This window comes from Lysinibacillus parviboronicapiens (assembly GCF_003049575.1).
GTDB lineage: Bacteria > Bacillota > Bacilli > Bacillales_A > Planococcaceae > Lysinibacillus > Lysinibacillus parviboronicapiens.
Window position 1 is genome coordinate 1 of the sequence record NZ_PYWI01000035.1, and the last position, 17,915, is coordinate 17,915.

General features: G+C 34.2%; 19 protein-coding genes. 2 read left to right on the forward strand and 17 right to left on the reverse strand.

Annotated elements, in window-relative coordinates:
• Nucleotides 1-94: IS3 family transposase (locus tag C9J35_RS20020; protein WP_153062976.1), on the forward strand; the 94-nt coding region annotated here is incomplete at its 5' end.
• Between the two features lie 144 nt (nt 95-238).
• On the opposite strand, the gene C9J35_RS20025 is transcribed toward C9J35_RS20020, so the two are convergent.
• From C9J35_RS20025 to C9J35_RS20070, 10 genes are all read right to left on the reverse strand, one after another.
• A complete protein-coding gene (locus tag C9J35_RS20025) occupies nt 239-1,177 on the reverse strand; it encodes an NAD-dependent epimerase/dehydratase family protein (RefSeq protein WP_107926242.1) in 939 nt (312 codons plus the stop codon).
• Between the two features lie 163 nt (nt 1,178-1,340).
• On the reverse strand, nt 1,341-1,868 hold the full coding sequence (locus C9J35_RS20030; protein ID WP_107926244.1) for a YceI family protein: 528 nt from the start codon (nt 1,866-1,868) through the stop codon (nt 1,341-1,343).
• Nucleotides 1,869-2,268: 400 nt separating this feature from the next.
• Entirely contained in the window at nt 2,269-3,048 is a 780-nt protein-coding gene (srtB, locus tag C9J35_RS20035; RefSeq protein WP_235616386.1) for a class B sortase, read from the reverse strand.
• 9 nt (nt 3,049-3,057) lie between these two features.
• Nucleotides 3,058-3,828, reverse strand: coding sequence for an ABC transporter ATP-binding protein (locus C9J35_RS20040; protein WP_107926248.1), 771 nt, complete (start codon nt 3,826-3,828; stop codon nt 3,058-3,060).
• A 6-nt stretch (nt 3,829-3,834) separates the two neighbouring features.
• Nucleotides 3,835-4,800: a FecCD family ABC transporter permease gene (locus C9J35_RS20045; RefSeq protein WP_107926250.1), complete on the reverse strand. Its 966-nt coding sequence runs from the start codon at nt 4,798-4,800 to the stop codon at nt 3,835-3,837.
• A gap of 107 nt (nt 4,801-4,907) precedes the next feature.
• A complete protein-coding gene (isdE, locus tag C9J35_RS20050; protein ID WP_201262096.1) occupies nt 4,908-5,825 on the reverse strand; it encodes a heme ABC transporter substrate-binding protein IsdE in 918 nt (305 codons plus the stop codon).
• Between the two features lie 11 nt (nt 5,826-5,836).
• On the reverse strand, nt 5,837-7,126 hold the full coding sequence (locus C9J35_RS20055) for an NEAT domain-containing protein (protein WP_107926251.1): 1,290 nt from the start codon (nt 7,124-7,126) through the stop codon (nt 5,837-5,839).
• 86 nt (nt 7,127-7,212) lie between these two features.
• Nucleotides 7,213-8,754 carry an NEAT domain-containing protein gene (locus C9J35_RS20060; protein ID WP_107926253.1) on the reverse strand — a complete coding sequence of 514 codons (1,542 nt, stop codon included), beginning with the start codon at nt 8,752-8,754 and terminating at the stop codon, nt 7,213-7,215.
• On the reverse strand, nt 8,754-9,353 hold the full coding sequence (gene isdC, locus C9J35_RS20065; RefSeq protein ID WP_235616387.1) for a heme uptake protein IsdC: 600 nt from the start codon (nt 9,351-9,353) through the stop codon (nt 8,754-8,756). Before isdC ends, C9J35_RS20060 begins: the two co-directional genes overlap by 1 nt.
• A 427-nt stretch (nt 9,354-9,780) precedes the next feature.
• Nucleotides 9,781-10,353 (reverse strand): manganese efflux pump, encoded by a 573-nt coding sequence (locus C9J35_RS20070; protein ID WP_107926257.1) that lies wholly within the window; start codon nt 10,351-10,353, stop codon nt 9,781-9,783.
• A gap of 233 nt (nt 10,354-10,586) precedes the next feature.
• Here C9J35_RS20070 and C9J35_RS23770 point away from each other — a divergent pair, with 233 nt between their 5' ends.
• Complete coding sequence (locus C9J35_RS23770; protein WP_167396016.1) at nt 10,587-10,733, forward strand: hypothetical protein; 147 nt, start codon at nt 10,587-10,589, stop codon at nt 10,731-10,733.
• 235 nt (nt 10,734-10,968) lie between these two features.
• On the opposite strand, the gene C9J35_RS20075 is transcribed toward C9J35_RS23770, so the two are convergent.
• The 7 genes from C9J35_RS20075 to C9J35_RS20105 all read right to left on the reverse strand — a co-directional run bounded on the left by C9J35_RS20075 (nt 10,969) and on the right by C9J35_RS20105 (nt 17,852).
• Nucleotides 10,969-11,985 (reverse strand): HD domain-containing phosphohydrolase, encoded by a 1,017-nt coding sequence (locus tag C9J35_RS20075; RefSeq protein WP_107926259.1) that lies wholly within the window; start codon nt 11,983-11,985, stop codon nt 10,969-10,971.
• Between the two features lie 168 nt (nt 11,986-12,153).
• Nucleotides 12,154-13,647, reverse strand: a complete 1,494-nt coding sequence (locus C9J35_RS20080) for a helix-turn-helix domain-containing protein (protein WP_107926261.1) — start codon at nt 13,645-13,647, stop codon at nt 12,154-12,156.
• A gap of 939 nt (nt 13,648-14,586) precedes the next feature.
• A complete protein-coding gene (locus tag C9J35_RS20085; protein WP_107926263.1) occupies nt 14,587-15,459 on the reverse strand; it encodes an ABC transporter permease in 873 nt (290 codons plus the stop codon).
• The gene (locus C9J35_RS20090; RefSeq protein WP_107926265.1) at nt 15,456-16,376 is read right to left on the reverse strand and encodes an ABC transporter ATP-binding protein; all 921 of its coding nucleotides are present in this window, start codon (nt 16,374-16,376) and stop codon (nt 15,456-15,458) included. The genes C9J35_RS20085 and C9J35_RS20090 overlap by 4 nt, the downstream gene beginning before the upstream one ends.
• Before the next feature lie 4 nt (nt 16,377-16,380).
• The gene (locus C9J35_RS20095) at nt 16,381-16,806 is read right to left on the reverse strand and encodes a DUF3021 domain-containing protein (protein ID WP_107926267.1); all 426 of its coding nucleotides are present in this window, start codon (nt 16,804-16,806) and stop codon (nt 16,381-16,383) included.
• Between the two features lie 2 nt (nt 16,807-16,808).
• Nucleotides 16,809-17,255: a LytTR family DNA-binding domain-containing protein gene (locus C9J35_RS20100; RefSeq protein ID WP_107926269.1), complete on the reverse strand. Its 447-nt coding sequence runs from the start codon at nt 17,253-17,255 to the stop codon at nt 16,809-16,811.
• A gap of 327 nt (nt 17,256-17,582) precedes the next feature.
• On the reverse strand, nt 17,583-17,852 hold the full coding sequence (locus C9J35_RS20105; RefSeq protein ID WP_107926271.1) for a 2TM domain-containing protein: 270 nt from the start codon (nt 17,850-17,852) through the stop codon (nt 17,583-17,585).
• Nucleotides 17,853-17,915 lie beyond the last annotated feature (63 nt).

Sequence of the window (17,915 nt, forward strand, 5' to 3'; positions counted from 1 at the left end):
CTATATTCACTATTACAATCACAAACGAATGAAGGCAAAATTAAAAGACCTAAGCCCGGTGGAGTACCGAACTCAGGTCTTAGAAGTTGCTTAACTAAATATGTCTAACTTTTTTGGGGCAAATCAAAGAGTAGATGCTTTAGATTATAGACATTAAAGAAATTTAACTATGTCTAGTGATAGACTAATTCTGCTCCTAACCTGCTATCTATTAGATGCTCTATAAAGTGGAAAACTTCTACTCAATGACGTTAACCTCAACTATTTTTTCACTCTGTAATGCCTGTAATGTTCGCTCGATTCCTTCAGCAAAGGAAATCTTCGGCCTCCAGCCAATTGCTTTCGCCAGTTTTTCATTATTTAAAAAAGAGTGCTCAATATCACCTTCTCTTGAAGGTGCATACTGGATTTCTAATGGATGATTTAAATGCTGTAATAATAAAATAACCTGATGAATAGACCATGCTTCATTAGTCGATACATTATACGTTCCTTTAAGACCAACCTCTACACCTGCATAGATGGCATCTGCTATATCATCAACATAAATGAAATCCCGGGACTGTTCTCCATCGCCATAAATGGTAAAAGGCTTTCCTTCTATAATGCTTTTTAACATACTCGGAATGACTGCCGCTTCTCCCTGCATGGATTGACTAGGACCAAACACATTGGCAAATCGATATATTAATGTTGGCAAATGATAATCTCGCTGCCACTTCTCACAATATGTTTCGCCAATGCTTTTGTTTAAACCATACATAGAAACAGGTTCACTAATATCATTTTCATCAAGTGGTGGATAGTGACTATCACCATAGACAGCAGCCGATGAGGCAAAAACAAAATGTTTTACCTTATATTTTGACGATAAAAAGAGCATCTGACTAAGCCCTACTATATTCGTTAAAATATCTTTCACTGGCTCATGCATTGAATTTTGGACACTCGTTTGTGCTGCACAGTGGATCACTACGTCAAATGCCACTTCCTTAAAGAAATGTTCACAAACCTCATCCTCGACATTTAATAGATAAGATTTATGCTCAAAATCTATATTTCGCAAATGCCCTGTACTTAAATTATCAATAATATAGATTTTTGCACCTTCCTCAAAGAAACGCCTCGCTACAGCACTGCCAATAAAACCATATCCACCTGTCACTAATACATTCATCCCATCGCCCCCAAAAACAATATGATGTTTTATATGCATAATTCACTAAAAATATGCAAGTAAATTATTTTATGGATTATTTTTACAAACCATAACGATGCTCGATCCACAAAAAAACTGTGCTTCGAGAATCTACTTCTCGAGCACAGCTAAGTCAACAAAATTAAGCAGGATTAACTTCAAGTTCTACTGTTACTTTAATGTCTTTTCCAACAAGTACGCCACCTGTTTCTAAGGCTGCGTTCCAAGTTAAACCAAATTCTTCACGATTGATTGTTGTTTCAGCTTCGAAACCATAAACTTCTTGGCCCCATGGATTTGTACCTTTACCATTAAATTCTGTATCGAATGTTACCGATTTGGTTACATCTTTAATTGTTAAATCGCCAGTAAGGTTATACGTATTATCAGATTTTTTCGTAATGTTAGTAGATTTGAATGTAATTTTTGGGTATTTTTCAGCATCAAAGAAATCTTCTGCTTTTAAGTGATTATCACGATCTTCGCTACGTGTATTGATGCTTGCTACGTCAATACTAAAGCTAATATTTGCAGTCGTTAAATCTGTAAGATCTGCTGCTTCGATATCTGCAGAGTAAGTATCAAATACACCTTTTACTTTAGATACCATCATGTGTTTTACTTGAAAGTTAATTGCTGAATGTCCTAAATCAATGTTCCATTTTGCCATTTGTGAATTCCTCCAATTGAATTGTTTTTATCTCGATTTCGAGATATATGATAAAATATGAAGTAACTACTAATTTTATGTTACCCCGTTACTAAAAAGGGTAAACATGTGCAGTTACTTTAGATGTATTACTTTGATGTCTGATTGTTATTACTAAAAGCATGTGATTACTTTATGTAACTTACTATATATTAATAAATAAATTACGTCAAGTAATTATTTTTATTTTAAAAATTTTTAATGGTCCTCGTCTCCTTTGAAATCTGCTCTGTAGGCTATTACGATTATAAAAGGAGTTATCTCAATATATTTAGTTGAGACAACTCCTGTCTGCGCCTAAAGCAAATTGTAATGAAACAATTGTTAGTAGTTCTATAAATAGATGAACATTTTTGCTTTTTTATCGCTTTACAAGCCTTCCTTGCACGACAAAGCGATGATCGTCACTCATTACGGAATCATTACACGTAGACAGCGAAAGAATTTTATCGTCTGGTCCAATATCTATATTCCTATTAATTGTAGAACGTGCTTGAACTTCCGTAATGAATTGTAAGAAGTCCTCATCACTGTTAAATTCAGTTTCAATGTAATAAAAATCAATGGTTGTTTCATATGCTGCAAAAACTTCAACATCATACCCCTCATAAAGTGTGTCCATATAAATCGTAGGATGTGCATCTGCATAATCTTGTTGCAAATAATTTTTCACACTACCAAACATCGTCCCGTTTTTCATCGCATGCCCATACAAAATAGTATTTCGACTCATATCGAGTGCATCATTACGATAATCCATAAAAACACTCCCAGCACGACTTTCACGATTTTTGAAATTATGATTCAAATAAAAATCATTATCGTCCGCTTGTAAAATAGGATTATTAAGTTTTGTATTATCCACAGAAATCCAACCAACAATGCTATCATTTACCGCTAATAGCTCATTAAATTGTGGGCGTATCGTATATTGCGATAGTAAATCTTCTGTCGAAGTTAACGAAACCTCAGCTTGTTTTTCAGTCGTTGACAATGTTTTTTCATAAATACTTTGTACTTCTTTCAATGATTTCGATGTCTCATAATACGTATAAAAATATTTTGTAAGTGCAAAGCCCGAATATAAAAATATTGCTAAATATACAAATGTTAAAAACTTAGATGTCCACTTTTTCATCATTCCACCTACTTAAATCCCTAGGGGCACCATATAAAGACCCAGTTGTTCATCCTCATTAAAGATAGCTTCGACACCATATACTTCTTTTATGACTTCTTTTGTAATGACGTCACGCGGCACTCCTTCAGCCACAATATGCCCTGCATTCATCAGTATAATATGATCACTATAGCGAATCGCTTGGTTAATATCATGAAGTACCATGATAATCGTTAAGTCATGCTCTTCGTTTAATGTTTTGACAAGCTCCAATAGTTCGAGTTGATAATAAATATCTAAGTATGTCGTCGGTTCATCTAAACATAAAATTTCTGACTGCTGTGCTAACGCCATCGCAATCCATACACGCTGACGTTCTCCACCTGAGAGCGCCTCTAAATCATTATTACGCTTTTCTAGTAAATTTGTACAAGCAAGTGCCCAGTCAATTGCCTTCGCATCTTCCTCCAGATTACGCTTTAACATTGTATTGTGTGGCAATCGACCAAAGCTCACTAGTTTTTCTATCGTCAAATCTTTCGGTACATCATTCTGCTGGTAGACAATCGCTAACTTTTTTGCAAATTCTTTTGACTTATAATGCACTAGATCTTTATTTTCTAATGATACATGTCCTGATTTTGGCATGTTGTTACGCGACATTACACTTAATAATGTGGATTTCCCACAACCATTCGGACCGATAATTGTTGTTACTTTCCCCTTTTGAATGGCCGTCGTTACACCATCTAAATGATTTCGCGTATTATCATGCGATACGATAATATCTTGTATTTCCATGGTTCATCACTCTTTTCGTAGTAGGAATATTAAGAATGGTCCTCCGATAATCGCCATAATGGTCGAAGCTGGAATTTCAAGTGGCGCAACAATTGTCCGACCAATCGTATCAGCCACCAAAATTAATAACGCTCCAGCTAATGCGGTAAACGGGATGAGCACCTTATGATCGTACCCCACCAAACGTCGGGCAATATGTGGCACTAACAAGCCAACAAACGAAATAACGCCTGCCACGACAACAGAAATTGCTGATAACAGTACGGCAACAGCTGCGATCAGTAATCGAGCACGTGCAACGTTAAAGCCTAAGCTTTTCGCTGTCTTATCCTGTAATACAAGAAGATTACACCAACTATATAACGTCAACGCAGCAACCAATCCCACTGAGCCGTAAGTGACAATTGTCGAGACATCCTTCCAAGTGCGCATTGTTAAATTCGAACCGATTACACTAGAAGCGGATGTATTTAACGAGCCACCTAAGCTAATAAACGCCTCCGTTAAACCCGTGAACATTGCGTTAATAGCTATCCCCACTAATATCAATTTCAGTGGACTTAAGCCCGACTTCCACGACAAGGCAAAAACAAGCGCACACGCCATGGCACCACCCATAAACGCTAAAACGGGTGTCATGAAAAATAATGCAGGGAAAAATGAAATAATAAATAACTGTACAAATGCTGCACCAGAAGATATCCCAATAACCCCGGCATCAGCCAATGGATTGCGCATGACAGATTGTAAAAGTACACCTGAGACAGAAAGGGCCGCCCCAGCAAATAGCGCAACAATAATGCGAGGGAAGCGTAAATCACGAATCGCCTCCATTTGGCTATTTCCTTTGTCAAATAATGCACCTATAAATTCAAAAAAGCCCATTTTAATACTACCCGTTGTTGCTGCATATACCACTGTCACAAGTAACAACACGATTACAATTGTAAAACTTACTAATTTTTTTGTCATATCGAGTTTCCTTTTTCTAGTCAAATTCACTATTAAACTTAAATATAAGAAAGACGCTCAATGACAAGGCTTTGCTTGTGATACGAGCGACAATTTCTAGTTGCTATTTAACGATAGAAGATTTCCATAAGCTGCCCTAAAGCTTGTGGTACTTGTAATGAAGCAGTTGTACCGAATAACTCTTCCTCCAAATCATATACTTTGCCATTTTTCACTGCGTCAAAGTGCTTCCAAATATCATTTGTTTTAAATTCTTCGTCAAACATCTTTACAACCTCGTCGGGCATACCGTGAGATAGACGTAAAATAATATCTGGGTTACTATTATGCAGGTATTCTGTATTTGACGATAAATATTCTGCATCCTGTCCCTCCATAACATTGATACCGCCCGCTCGTTTCACAAGATCTCCGGCGTAGGAATTTTCAGTTGCCACTAAATAGCTACCTGGAATACCAAGTAAAATTAATACACGTGGGCCCTCTTTATTGGCCGCTACAGTTTGCACAGCATCAATATTTTTTTGTAAGCCCGTGACTAATTGTTGCGCCTGTGTTGTACGGTCATATTGTTCACCTAGTGAAGAAATTTCACTGAGCATGGCATCTACACTTTGGAAATTCAAAAATTTTACAGGTACATTTAATTGTTTGAATTTATCTTGTAAATCATATTCTAATGTTGAAACTGATAATACCTCTGTTGGATTCAACGATTTTACAATTTCCATATCAGGTTCCATTGCATTACCAATAGTCGGTAAACCATCGAAGCGTGAAGCTAGTGTTTTTTCAGTTTCTGGTACAGCAATCGCATCTAACTCTAACTTGTCTAAAATTTCCGCTATAACAACTGTACCTGCAATAATACGATGCTCACTTTGTTCAGTTGCTTGTGAAGACGTATTCATTTTCTCTGTAGATTCTTCTGTTTTGTCTGGGTCATCTTCATTACTACAGCCAGTAATGACGAAAAACGTCATGAGCGCCATGAAGAGCATCAGCGCTTTCCAATTTTTTTGCATAAAGTCATCTCCTAGTTATTTCTATTCAGTTGCTTCTTTTTTGAACTTTTGATGCGCCGAACAAGTAACCATCCAGATAACAGACAAATAATGATGAGCAATGCAATTTTCACCTTATCTAGTTGAGCAAGCTGCTGGGTTGTAGTAGTATTCATTTCTACCTTTTCAGTAGCGGTTTCCTCTTTAACCTCAGCTTTTTTTGCTTCTTCTTCAGTATCTTTTTCAGTATTTGCATCAAGTGTACGGTCAAAAGCTAACAGTCCTTCATCTGGTATAAAAGGTGTAGGTTGGCCTAATGAAGGTGCTAGTTGGGGTGATACCATCACAGGCTCAGCTGTCAATTCCCCTGGTTTATGCCCTTTCGCAATGACGGGAGGCTTCACAGTGATTACCTGCTCAGGAGATTGCTCTTCCGAAGGTTTATGTAAAAACTTTGCAACCTGTTGTTGATCGAGTTCTAGATTAACAAAATACTGATGGTGATAATCAAGTTCTGGTATATCAACCTTTACCCACATTCGTAGAGGCTGTGTTAAATCTTCCATTTCAAATTCAATAATTCGTAAATTATCTATCAAGGAAATAAGCTTAGGTTCCACTTGCTCCCCCTGCTGCTCCACCGTTAGACCTGTTACCCAAGCCGATTTTAAAATCGACATCTGCGCAAAGACTTTTTCTTCCTTTTCGATCATCTTTGCCACTGGATTTACATATGTATTCATCATCGAGGGTTCTCTTTTTCCATCAACTAACAGTACATAGTTCATTGTCCATTCTTTGCCAACTATAACATTTGTAGTAGTGTTCTCCTCAATTGGGTTCTCGACGATAGACTCTTCACGTTGTGTCTCTATTGCTTTAAGAGTTGCTTCTTGTATTAGGAGCTCTTGTGTAAAAGTACGATTATCCTCTTCCAATGGAACTGCCATTAAACCCCTAACAATAATGGGTTGTATTAAATCTATTACATCAAACTGAACTAAATTTTCAGTACTCTTTAAATTGAACGGAAGCGTTTTTTCGTTTTGTGCTATTTGTAAATTTGTCAGGCTATTTTCATTTTCTATCGCCAAAGACAATGTATAGTGCCCATTGTCCACAAAAAGTGTTGCTTCTTTACCAAAAAAACGACTTTGTTCCACTCCACCAATGGATGGAAAACTTAGTTCAACTTGATATGTTCCATTTTCTATAGAACTTTCTTCAGCTTGTACATGCATCCAAATAAATTGAGGGAGAAAAGCTATAAAAATAGCACCGAACACTAATAACAAAAAGTTTGTTCTATTTATTTTCAACATGGAAATTCCCCCATTTTTCTTTAGAAGCAACAGTAACTTCCTTCCTCAATGAGTGAGAAAGGAAGTTGCTGTTTTAATGCTTATTTTTACTCTTCAAATTCATAGAAGAAATCTAATGAATTATTTAGTATTTTCGCCATTTGACCACGTGTTAATGGTTTATTTGCATGGATGTAAGTTTTACCATCTTTACCTACAGAACCAGTCATAATGCCTTCTTTGTATAATAACGTGAACGCTTCTTTCGCTTCATCATTAGCAATTGTTGATACGTCTGCATATGGCAATGTACCTTCAACTTTTAACTCGCCTTCAATAGCCTGAATTGCGCGGTAAATCATTAAAGCACCTTGTTGACGTGTTAATGTGCCATTTGGATTGAATTTTTCACGTGTTTCAACAATGCCATATTCAGCAAGAGCGTTAATTGCATTCTCTGCTTCAATACCTTTAATATCTTGGAAGCCAGCAACTTCAGTCGCTTCTAGTTCTAATGTACGTGCAATCATTAATGCAAATTGCGCACGAGTTAAACTATTGTTCGGATTAAATTTATCTTGCGCTACGATAATGTCATACGCAAGTAAGTTTAAGATTGCATCTTTGTTTTCATTGTTGTCGATATCTTTGAATGGATTATCAACAGTCGTTTCTTCTGTTACAGGTTGGTCAAAATTTACGTCAAATTTAAATTGAACTTTGTGAACTGAATCATATTTCACACCAGCTTCATTTACAATAATATGAATTTCTGCTGTTGTAAGTGCTTTAATATCTTTTACTTCAAACAAGTAAAGGCGCTCATCTGTACCTGTTTCTTCCTCGTCTAATTCAGCGTCCTGACCATCAACTTTAAATGATTGAACATATTGTCCTTTAGGGAAAAACATACCTACAACATATGTGCCGTCTGCTTTAGCTACTGCTACTGTAGAATCAATGTAATCTTTCATTTTTGACTCTTCTTTAGTGCCGTCTTTATAAACAGTTACTTTTCCTTCATATACGTCTACGTCTTCATCTGTCACTTCTGTTTTTTCAGTAGTTTCAGTTGCTTCTTTATCTGTAACCACTTCAGTTGTTTCTTCTTTCTTTTCTTCTACCACTTCAGCAGTTGTTGTTTCTTTATTTTCAACTGCTTTCAAATCAAAGTCATACCATGTATCCATTTTACCATTAGGTGTATCTGCAACTACATGAATTTTTGCTGATAGTACTTCACCAGCTACAACTGGAAAACTGTATGTAATTGTGCCATCTGCATTTTTCACTTCTGTAGCATCTGCATACTTATCGCCTTGTTTTGTTTGTAAGCCTGCAATCATCGGTGCAGATTTCGCTGTTACTGTTAATTTCGCCTCGAATTTCCCATTTTTCTCAACCATTGTACCTTGCGTTACAAGATGAGAGCTAATAGCAGGCTGTGCTTCTGTTGTACCAGGTTTAAAGATTTGGAAATTTACTGTAGTATCAGCTTTCTCTGATTTAGTAGTTTCTGCTTTTACTTCAGTATTTGTAGTTGTTACATCAGCTGCTTGTGCAGATGCAAAAGATGGTACTGAAAGTGATGCAGCTAGTAGTGAAGCTAGTACGATTTTTGTTGCGCGTGATTGACGTTTTTTAGCCATTATAAATCCTCCGATTTTGTTTGTAGTTTATTTCTATAAAGTAAAAATGCTGATCCTAGTAAAGCGACGATGAATAAATAAGGTGTAGCATCGCTTGTCTGAGGATTAGACACTTGACTTTCGGTTGTAGTCGGCGTTGGTGATTTAGTATCGTGTGCTTGCGTTACTGTCGAACTTCCTGTTGACGCGGCATCGAACACTAATGAAACGCTATATTCATGGTGATAATTAATATCATCGATATCAATTTTCATAGATGTAACTACCGGTTTTGTTAAATCTTTTACTGTAAATTGTACAACACGAGTGTCAGCTGATTTATCTTCGCTTACAATAGAAGCACCACCAGGTGGTTGGAATTTAGTAATCCATGCACTATTTTTTAATGTAATTTGTACAGTAGCTGTCCCATTTCTCACAGTTACCTTTGCAGGCTTTACGAAATAATCATTCGCAATGGACGCAGAGCTACTTTCTGGTTTATTCACCTGATATTTTACAGAATGTGTGCCATCAGCTAGTTGAGCAGATGCTTGAGGTAAAGCTAAATTCAATACAAACATACTGACTAGCATGACCAACATCATTATCTTCTTCATGAGTTGCATGCCTCCTCTATTAATAATGGAAAATTTTTATCTATTTTCCATCAATCATTATAATTGAAATAAATTATATTCACAACGTTATTCATGAAAGCAATTTCACTTAAACGAAAATCATTCTCAATTACAATTGTTATTTCCAAGAATAATCGTTGATACCAGTGTCTGTCAACTACTAAACCAAAATCGTCCTTAATATGTCAAAATTTCCTCTAAGCAAAAAAGGCGCACTACAAAAATGTCTCTGCATGCGCTCTTTTTATGTAAATATCTTTAACGAAGAGGCTATGTGCAAAATCACTTCTTAACCTAATTCTGCGGAGTTGAATCCACAATGTACATGTAGGGTAATAAAATTAAAGTTATCTCAAAGTAACATCTTCATTATTTTAATAAATCTATTAACAAGACGAAAACAAAGCTATTTAGCAAATATCTCAAAAATACCAATCATAATTAATAGCCATCCAGAAATTGCTGTCGAATACTTTCCTATGAATGTTTTTGTTAGTAAGGCTCCAAAATGACTACCCATTGCAACTGATAAAAATGAGAAAGTACCAATAGATATAACTGTCCATAGAGCTGAGATGCCATTCGCTCCAATTGCAATGCCACCCGCTAAACAATTGGCTGATAAGACGAATCCAAGTGTTATAGCTTCCCTAAATGTAATAACATAATTTTTATCATCATCAAAAAATTCAGAACTACTCATTATCCCCTTTTTAGAAAAGCGATTGGACAATAACGTCCATATCCCAATTACACATAACAAAAGACTTCCCAAAAGATTTGCCGTATGTGCTGAGATATACTCAATTACTGTGCTTCCAGCAGTTACTGCAACATATGTGACAATCATTGACATAACGGCAATAACTGCGTTTGATAAAACTGGAATTTTCATCTTTTTCACACCATAAGCAAGACCAATTCCTAAATTATCTAGATTAGCAGCAATACCTATAAAAATGATGGTGATCCAATGCATTTTTAACCTCCTCAAATGTGATTTGCCATCTTTCACATATAATATGAGTTAAAAAATATTTTGTTCAAGTACTATCCTTTGTCTAACGAGTTTTGGCGAAAATTCACTTATGATCCTTCACTTTAGCTTTAAAAGCAGCAATCTCCCCAACATGCTTGAATAGCCGTGATTATGCTTTCATTCTATTAAGATGTTAGGAGCAGAATAGGCGATCAGTAGGCGAGATAAATTAAGTGGAATGTAAGGCGCGATATGCAGGAACAGCACGTGTGAAAAATCCATTTTTGCGGGACCCGCCACAAAAATTAGTTGGAGCCGTGCTTTGCGGAAAAGGTGTACGTGAAACGGAAGTGATTGGTTTCTTACTATTTAAATTCTAAAAACGACTTAGACAAAACCAAATTTATTTGACAGTTTGTCTAAACTCTAAAGAACTCATTTTTTTAAAATGAGTTCTTTAATAGTAGATAATTTTTATCTCCTGATATAGCTGTTTTCAATCCAAGTCATCCCGCTAAAATTCCCTAGAAATTGTATCGATGTTATCCATTGAAGCAGTACTTTATAATAGGAGAATCTTTCTCTCTGCTAAGCACCAAACGCAATAGTATTTTGTTAACAATGTATTTCAAACAATTTATCCTCACCCATGGTAAAATCGATCACTGTTTCTATGAATGCATCTACTAGGAGAGGATCAAAGTGCAATCCTCTTTGTTCTTGTAAATAGGATAAAGCCTCGTTTGCTGACCACGATTCCTTATACGACCGTTTACTAACTAAAGCATCATAGACATCTACTATTGCTATGACTCTCGCTTCAAAAGGAATAGCTTCTCCTTTTAATCCTTCAGGGTATCCTGTTCCATCCCACTTCTCGTGATGATATTTAATAATATTACTTGCTATTGCTATATCATCAAAAAGTTTATAGGTCATTCCATCAGAAATTTTATATAGTATATCCACTCCGATTAACGGATGCATTTCGATTATTTTTCGTTCATAGAATGTAAGTGGCCCAGGTTTATAAAGTATTGACTCTGGTACACCTGATTTTCCTATGTCATGCAAGATACTATATTGGATAATTTTATCTCTATATGCAACTGGGAAGCTATATTTCTCCTGTTCATTAAGGGCTAACAAAAAATTTTCAGTTAATCTTTGTACTCTTAAAAGATGTTCTGCTATACCTGTATCACGAATTTCACTTGATAAAGCTAACACTTTATATAATTCTTTTTGTTCCTCTTTTCTTTGATTGTTGCCTTCTATGGCAAGTTGATCGACACTTCGTGCGATTCCTACATAGTAAATCTGTTCATAGATTTTAATAGGTGTAATCGTTATAAAGGAATAGGAAACTTCTGAAGATTTTTTAATATTGACCATTATGCCAGACCATGGCTTCCCATCTTTTAAGATATCCTTGAATGATTTATACATCATAGGCTGTAAATTTGAGTTTAAAAATTCTGCTGTTGATCCAATAATTGTTTGTCTCTTATTACCTGTCATATTTTCGTATGGAATATTAACATCTAAAATTACTTGTTTTTCATCCATAATTACGACTGCGTCGCCCAGTTTCAAGTAATAGATTAATTCATTTGAAATCTGTCTATACATATAAAGCCCCTCGCCCTTCATTTCATAAGTAAGCAAATCATTGTGTAATGGTATTTATGTTTAATATTTAAATAATCAATCGCTTTTTTCATAACTAGATTTTCAGATTGATCAATAAACCATATTATGAAAGCGCTTACAGTTCTTTATATTCCATAATTCATATCTTTAAATTTCACTCATTAAAGTTTTTATTAAAAGATTATTTGATAGCTGGTTCTTATTGAAATAAATTTCCTGTAACCTTTTTCCTAACCGTTCATAATCACCTTTCTTAGGCACCGAATTCCATACAAATATTGCTTGTGTTTCCTTTTTTATATTCAAATATAAACGATCAGTAATAATTAAATCCGCCTCTTCATCAGTTGAGCACAATTCAACATGTACAAAAGTACGCTTAATTTGATCGAATAGATAGGGAATATCATTTAACATCGACACAATCTTAATTTTAATGGCATCTCGAGTAATAATATCAATCGATTGTTTTAATAGTTTGTGATACCGTCCTATTAAAGTATCCTTGCGTTTAAAAATAATGGAAAACTCTTCATTTTCCACAAGACGATCATAAAATTGATTCATAATTTCTATTTGAGCAGTTTCAAGCATTTCAAACCTCTTCTTATAAATATCTTCCTTAAATAAATAAAGGGGGCCAGAAAAAGTCATTATATAATAATGAAGATAAAGTAAATTCACAAATAGTACTCCATATTCTTCTACATTCAATACAATGGAGAAATGATTCATAAATGTTTCAATCCAATACAAAGTTGCTTGCACAAATAATTCTTGATTATGGTGCTGAGCAAAGTTCATCATTAAACTAATCGCTTTATCTTTTTTATCATAATGCTGTAAACAACTTATAAAATTAAAAGAAAACATCAATTCTAATTCGATATCTTCATCAGACAATGTAGTTATTTTCTTGAATAGAAGCCTAGCTACTGTTGAAAAATTATCATAATGATAATGATGTTTTGTAAAAGTTGAATACATCGGATCATCCTCAATTAAGAAGCCTAATTTCGCTCGCGTTAAGCAAATAGCAAGCCAATAAATCATGGATTCTGGAAGAACTAAATTTACATCCTCCAATACTTCTATAATTTGTTCTCTTGTAACTAACGTAAATGGCCATATTTCTCCCCAACATGAATTCCAATAAAACAGATAGTAAAAATAGCGAAATTGTTTTTCTGTTCCTTCGAGTGTTACCATTTGATGAGATTTATATTTTAAATGAAATTGATTTAGCAATGGCTTGATTTTATTTATACGACGGTACATAGATGCCAAACTTGTGAAATTATCCAATGAAAACGTAGTAATATCATCAAATGTATTATGAAAGATCTCATCACAGGCTTTATATGTTAAGGAATTTTGTAAATAATGTCTCTCTACAGTTTTTATTGAAAAATGATCTTGGTATTCTAACTTAAAATACTTTGACTTTTTTTTCTTGATGCACGCAGAATCTATTATTACTTGTAAGTCTGAAGAAATTTCTGCTAGTATCTTCAAAATAGTTCTTTCCGATAACTGTGTATTTTGAGCTAATTCGAAACTTGAAAAATAGCGTTTTTCATTAAAAATATGATGTAATACTTGTACTTTTTGTAAAGTAGAACGATCTAAAAAATTATACATAGTTTCACCCCAAAGTTTTCAACTTACATTCCTGTCAGCGTTATGCTCACGATTTACACATAGTTTCCAAATAAACGAGTTTTAGAATAGTATGTCTGCATTTCACAGTCCTCATCCCATTAAAGTGTGTGAAACAAATGAGGTAATCAGGAACATGGAACTATAAGGTTATTTCGTTTTATATAAAAACTTTAGAACCTTCTTTTAAAAACATATACATTAAGAAAACAGGTATATAGTCATTGTTTTAAAGAATATTCAAATTGTAACGACTATTTCAAAATAAACAAAATCACTCTTTGTTATTTTCGCAACACAACTTGAAAATCAATTTCTCTTGATATCTTTTATTACCTGCAAATATTCAATTTTTCGTTACCTTTTTCCTATACAATTAAATTATCTGAAAAATAACAAAAATAATCAATCGATACAATCATAATTAATGACCAAAATTTTTAAGTCAATTGTAATAGAATTTAGATATAGGTAATTTACACCGTAATTTCAATGAAATGCCCTTTGGCAATTAGTAGCGCGTGAAGGTTGAGCTATCGAGGCCTCGTTTGGAGAATGTAGCATTTAGAAAAGATAGAATTGATAAAGCAAGTGAAGAATTTTATGTTTTACAACATTGATATCGAAGACAGTAAAAAAAGATACCGCCTGCAAAATACAGACGGCACCTTTTTGGCCTTTCCTATTATAAAAATGTTCGTTACAAACAAAGCCCAAAGTTTACATGCTAATTTTTATTCGTGTGTAAGTTCTCTCTACTAGTGCAAATGAAGTCTTGATGTGTATTTAACAACAATAGTATAGACACACCCATATGATGTCTTTCTACATAACTAGTAGGAAGCTTCTTATAATAGCGGAATATCCTAACTATTTATTTCAAGGGATGCCTCTTTTAGTGTGCGAAAATTGAGTAAATCATTATTTATTTTTTTTGCCATATAGCCATAATGAGATAAGCGTGAAAACAATTATAGCAGCCACAATATAAATTACACTATCCAGCTGAGAAAAAATTACATCGTTCCATTCATAATGAACACCAAATTGAATTTCATAAGTATTTGCAGCTTCAGGTGCCCCTTCAAAAACTTTATCAAGAGAATCGCGCATTAAAGCTTCTCTAAACAAAACCGTCGTATGACTAATTGGGAATAACATGATTATTTTTTGTACAAATTCAGGTACTGCACCAAGTGGCACATACACTCCGCATAAAAAGCCAATAGCGGTACCTACAACTGTATTTAAGGTTGAAAAAGCATTTTGTGTTGAGACTAACAGTGTAAGAAATAGGTTAAAAACACTGCTAAGTGTAACTGCAAGTGCAATAATCCCAATGAGTTGAGCAATTTTTTCTAACGAAAACCAGGATCCGCCCATAAATACAATAAATAATTGACATGCAATTAACCCAATAAGCGATAAAACAAAACCAATAAGCAAGGAATTGATGACATAGCTTAATTGAATTTTTGCACGTGCATTAGGAGTTGTTAAAAAATCAGCCATTACTTTTGTCTCTAAGTCCTTTATATAAATGCCTAGAGCTGCTAATGTCGTAGTTACAGCAATAATGGAGAGGAGGCCTGCAACCATCCATTCATTAACCATCGTTTTCAATTGATCCGATGCTGGTACTAATTGTTCAATAGCATCTACTTGTGTTTTTTGAATAAAAATCGCATATAGCATAATAACAATAATCACTGATAAGATAGAAAAAAAGACAAGCATACGATCACGTCGAAATACTTTATTATGCCTATTAACTAAATTCAACATTGTGTTCATGTCAGGGGCACCTCCTCGTTGATACGAATAAATACATCGTCCATCGAACCTTTCTTTACTTCGAATGAGCTGATAAAATTCTGAAGTTCTTTCAAAATATCAAGTGCATGAATTGTAGATTGAACACGCACACGGTACTCACCATTCTTCTCTGCAAAATTAAGATCGTGTTGAGTTAGTAATGATGTACCATCTACACCGTTATTAAAAAAGACAAATAGCTCATCGTACGTATATTGCTCTTTTAATGTATGTGGTGTACCTTTAGATACAATTTTCCCTTCCTTCATCACCACTATTTCATCTGCTACAGCAGCTTCTTCCATATAATGAGTCGTCAAAAAAATCGTCATATTCGTTTCTTCTTGTAGCTTTTTAATGGCATCCCAAACAAAGACACGTGTTTGTGGATCAAGACCTGTTGTGGGTTCATCTAAAAATAAAATAGTTGGTTTATGGATAATTGCTCTTGCAATATCAGCTCGTCGCTTTTGACCGCCTGACAATGTCCCATATTTTTTCTTTGCAATATCTTTTAAATGTAAATAGCGATTCACAAATTCCCAGTTTTCTTGTAACTCTTTTTTTGTCAATTTATATATGTTACCTCGATGTAAGATGTTTTCTTCAACTGTTAGACGTGTGTCCAGAATGCTTTGCTGAAAAACTACCCCAATGGCTTTGCGAATTAAATAATTATTTGTTCGACTTCCTAGAGACACCCCATTAATTTTTACATCCCCAGAAGTTTTTTCTAACAATGTACACAACATCTCAATAGATGTAGATTTTCCAGCACCATTTGTCCCTAAAAATGCAAATAATGCACCCTTCTTTACTTCAAAGGATATTCCTTTCACTGCTTCATGTGAACCATATTTCTTACTTAAATTTTTCACGTCAATTACTAATTCCATTTAATTAACCTCTCTTTCTATTTTGTAATAAGTTATTAATTTCATCTACTTCACGCTTTGTTAGTAGCCATATTAGAATCCATATAATGATATAGGCGATGACTTCAATTAAAAAAACAGGCCAGATGGTATGCCATTCTGATAATTCAAACCAGGAGCCGACGAGTCCTGCGACGAACACACAAATAGTAACAAAACAGAAATGAAGTGTTAATTGAACATTGAAGGACACAATTCCCGTTTCAAATATGAGTGTTGCAATACCAATTAAAATACCCATAATTGCTGCAGTCAGTAGCTCTCTTAATAGATTTTGACCACTAAATAAACTACCTGGGTTTGCGACACTACCCAGCGTTATGATTACATAAGATGTGCTTAATCCAATAAGAAGTCCAATTATCCCACTTTGTAAAATTTTTATTTTTATTGTTAATTCCCCCCAATACCGACTGCATGTTTTAGTTTCTTTAAATAATTTCGACTCACAACAATGGAAATCTCATTTTCTAAAAATAGCTGTGTTGATCCAAGTGGCCCTAATTGTATAGAGGTAATTTTAGAAAGATTGACAAGAGTTGATTTATTGACACGTACAAATTTGTCGCCAAGTAATTGTTCCAACTCATAAACTCTCCGTTTTGATTCGAATTCTTCTTCTTCGGTTTGAAAAAAGACTTTTATGCCTTCTGCATAGATACAGTAAATCTCATTTGTTTTTAACATGTGAATTTCATTATCTCTATAGCCATCAATGACATTAACTTCATTCTTTTTTAATTGTTTCATCAACTGCTCAATTTGAACGTTATATTCATTTGCATAAATGTGTACTTCTATTTCATCATATTGCTTTTCAATATTTATCTGTATTCTCATCTAGACCTCCATGCCACTATACTTACTATATCATCGTATTTTCCGTAAAATATAAAATCGAAATGACATGTCTTAAATCTAAGATAAGGTGTTGATTTCCTTTAATAAGTTGCATATTTTAATTTTTGACTTTTGTTACATCAAGCACTTAACACTTCAATTTAGTAACTGAAAAAGTAATTGAAAGCGGGATTTCATCCTAAAAAACCGAGATAACTATTCAATAAATTCATTTTCAAGCACATCAATAGAAGAAAAAGACGTTTCAAAAACATTGAGTTTTTGAAACGTCTTAGGTAATCGAAATTTTGGATTTTAAAGGTGAATTTATTTTTTATTCATATATTTTTCTAACTGTTTCTTCTCCCATTCATCCCCAAAAATTCTGCCTCTACTAAATACTGTAATACCATGTACCACAATACCAATTCCCCACCCAAGTAAAGTATAAATAAACCATATGCCATCTTGTGAAGAGAATAAGTTAATAATTATCAAACCTATATTAACAATTATATATACAAATAAGTGAATATAAAAATTCTTCAATGCTCGAACTCTCTTTATCGAATTTTCATACTTTTCATTATCACTCAAAAATATCCCTCGCTTTAAAAAAGTAGTTTAGAGCCCATTGTAGAACCCCTGTTTCTTCTTTAT

Excerpts from the sequence above, each read along its gene's own strand:
- C9J35_RS20025 (WP_107926242.1), bottom strand. The coding sequence starts at position 1,177 with ATGAATGTATTAGTGACAGGTGGATATGGTTTTATTGGCAGTGCTGTA.
- C9J35_RS20030 (WP_107926244.1), bottom strand. The coding sequence starts at position 1,868 with ATGGCAAAATGGAACATTGATTTAGGACATTCAGCAATTAACTTTCAA.
- srtB (WP_235616386.1), bottom strand. The coding sequence starts at position 3,048 with ATGATGAAAAAGTGGACATCTAAGTTTTTAACATTTGTATATTTAGCA.
- C9J35_RS20040 (WP_107926248.1), bottom strand. The coding sequence starts at position 3,828 with ATGGAAATACAAGATATTATCGTATCGCATGATAATACGCGAAATCAT.
- C9J35_RS20045 (WP_107926250.1), bottom strand. The coding sequence starts at position 4,800 with ATGACAAAAAAATTAGTAAGTTTTACAATTGTAATCGTGTTGTTACTT.
- isdE (WP_201262096.1), bottom strand. The coding sequence starts at position 5,825 with ATGCAAAAAAATTGGAAAGCGCTGATGCTCTTCATGGCGCTCATGACG.
- C9J35_RS20055 (WP_107926251.1), bottom strand. The coding sequence starts at position 7,126 with ATGTTGAAAATAAATAGAACAAACTTTTTGTTATTAGTGTTCGGTGCT.
- C9J35_RS20060 (WP_107926253.1), bottom strand. The coding sequence starts at position 8,754 with ATGGCTAAAAAACGTCAATCACGCGCAACAAAAATCGTACTAGCTTCA.
- isdC (WP_235616387.1), bottom strand. The coding sequence starts at position 9,353 with ATGAAGAAGATAATGATGTTGGTCATGCTAGTCAGTATGTTTGTATTG.
- C9J35_RS20070 (WP_107926257.1), bottom strand. The coding sequence starts at position 10,353 with ATGCATTGGATCACCATCATTTTTATAGGTATTGCTGCTAATCTAGAT.
- C9J35_RS20075 (WP_107926259.1), bottom strand. The coding sequence starts at position 11,985 with ATGTATAGACAGATTTCAAATGAATTAATCTATTACTTGAAACTGGGC.
- C9J35_RS20080 (WP_107926261.1), bottom strand. The coding sequence starts at position 13,647 with ATGTATAATTTTTTAGATCGTTCTACTTTACAAAAAGTACAAGTATTA.
- C9J35_RS20085 (WP_107926263.1), bottom strand. The coding sequence starts at position 15,459 with ATGAACACAATGTTGAATTTAGTTAATAGGCATAATAAAGTATTTCGA.
- C9J35_RS20090 (WP_107926265.1), bottom strand. The coding sequence starts at position 16,376 with ATGGAATTAGTAATTGACGTGAAAAATTTAAGTAAGAAATATGGTTCA.
- C9J35_RS20100 (WP_107926269.1), bottom strand. The coding sequence starts at position 17,255 with ATGAGAATACAGATAAATATTGAAAAGCAATATGATGAAATAGAAGTA.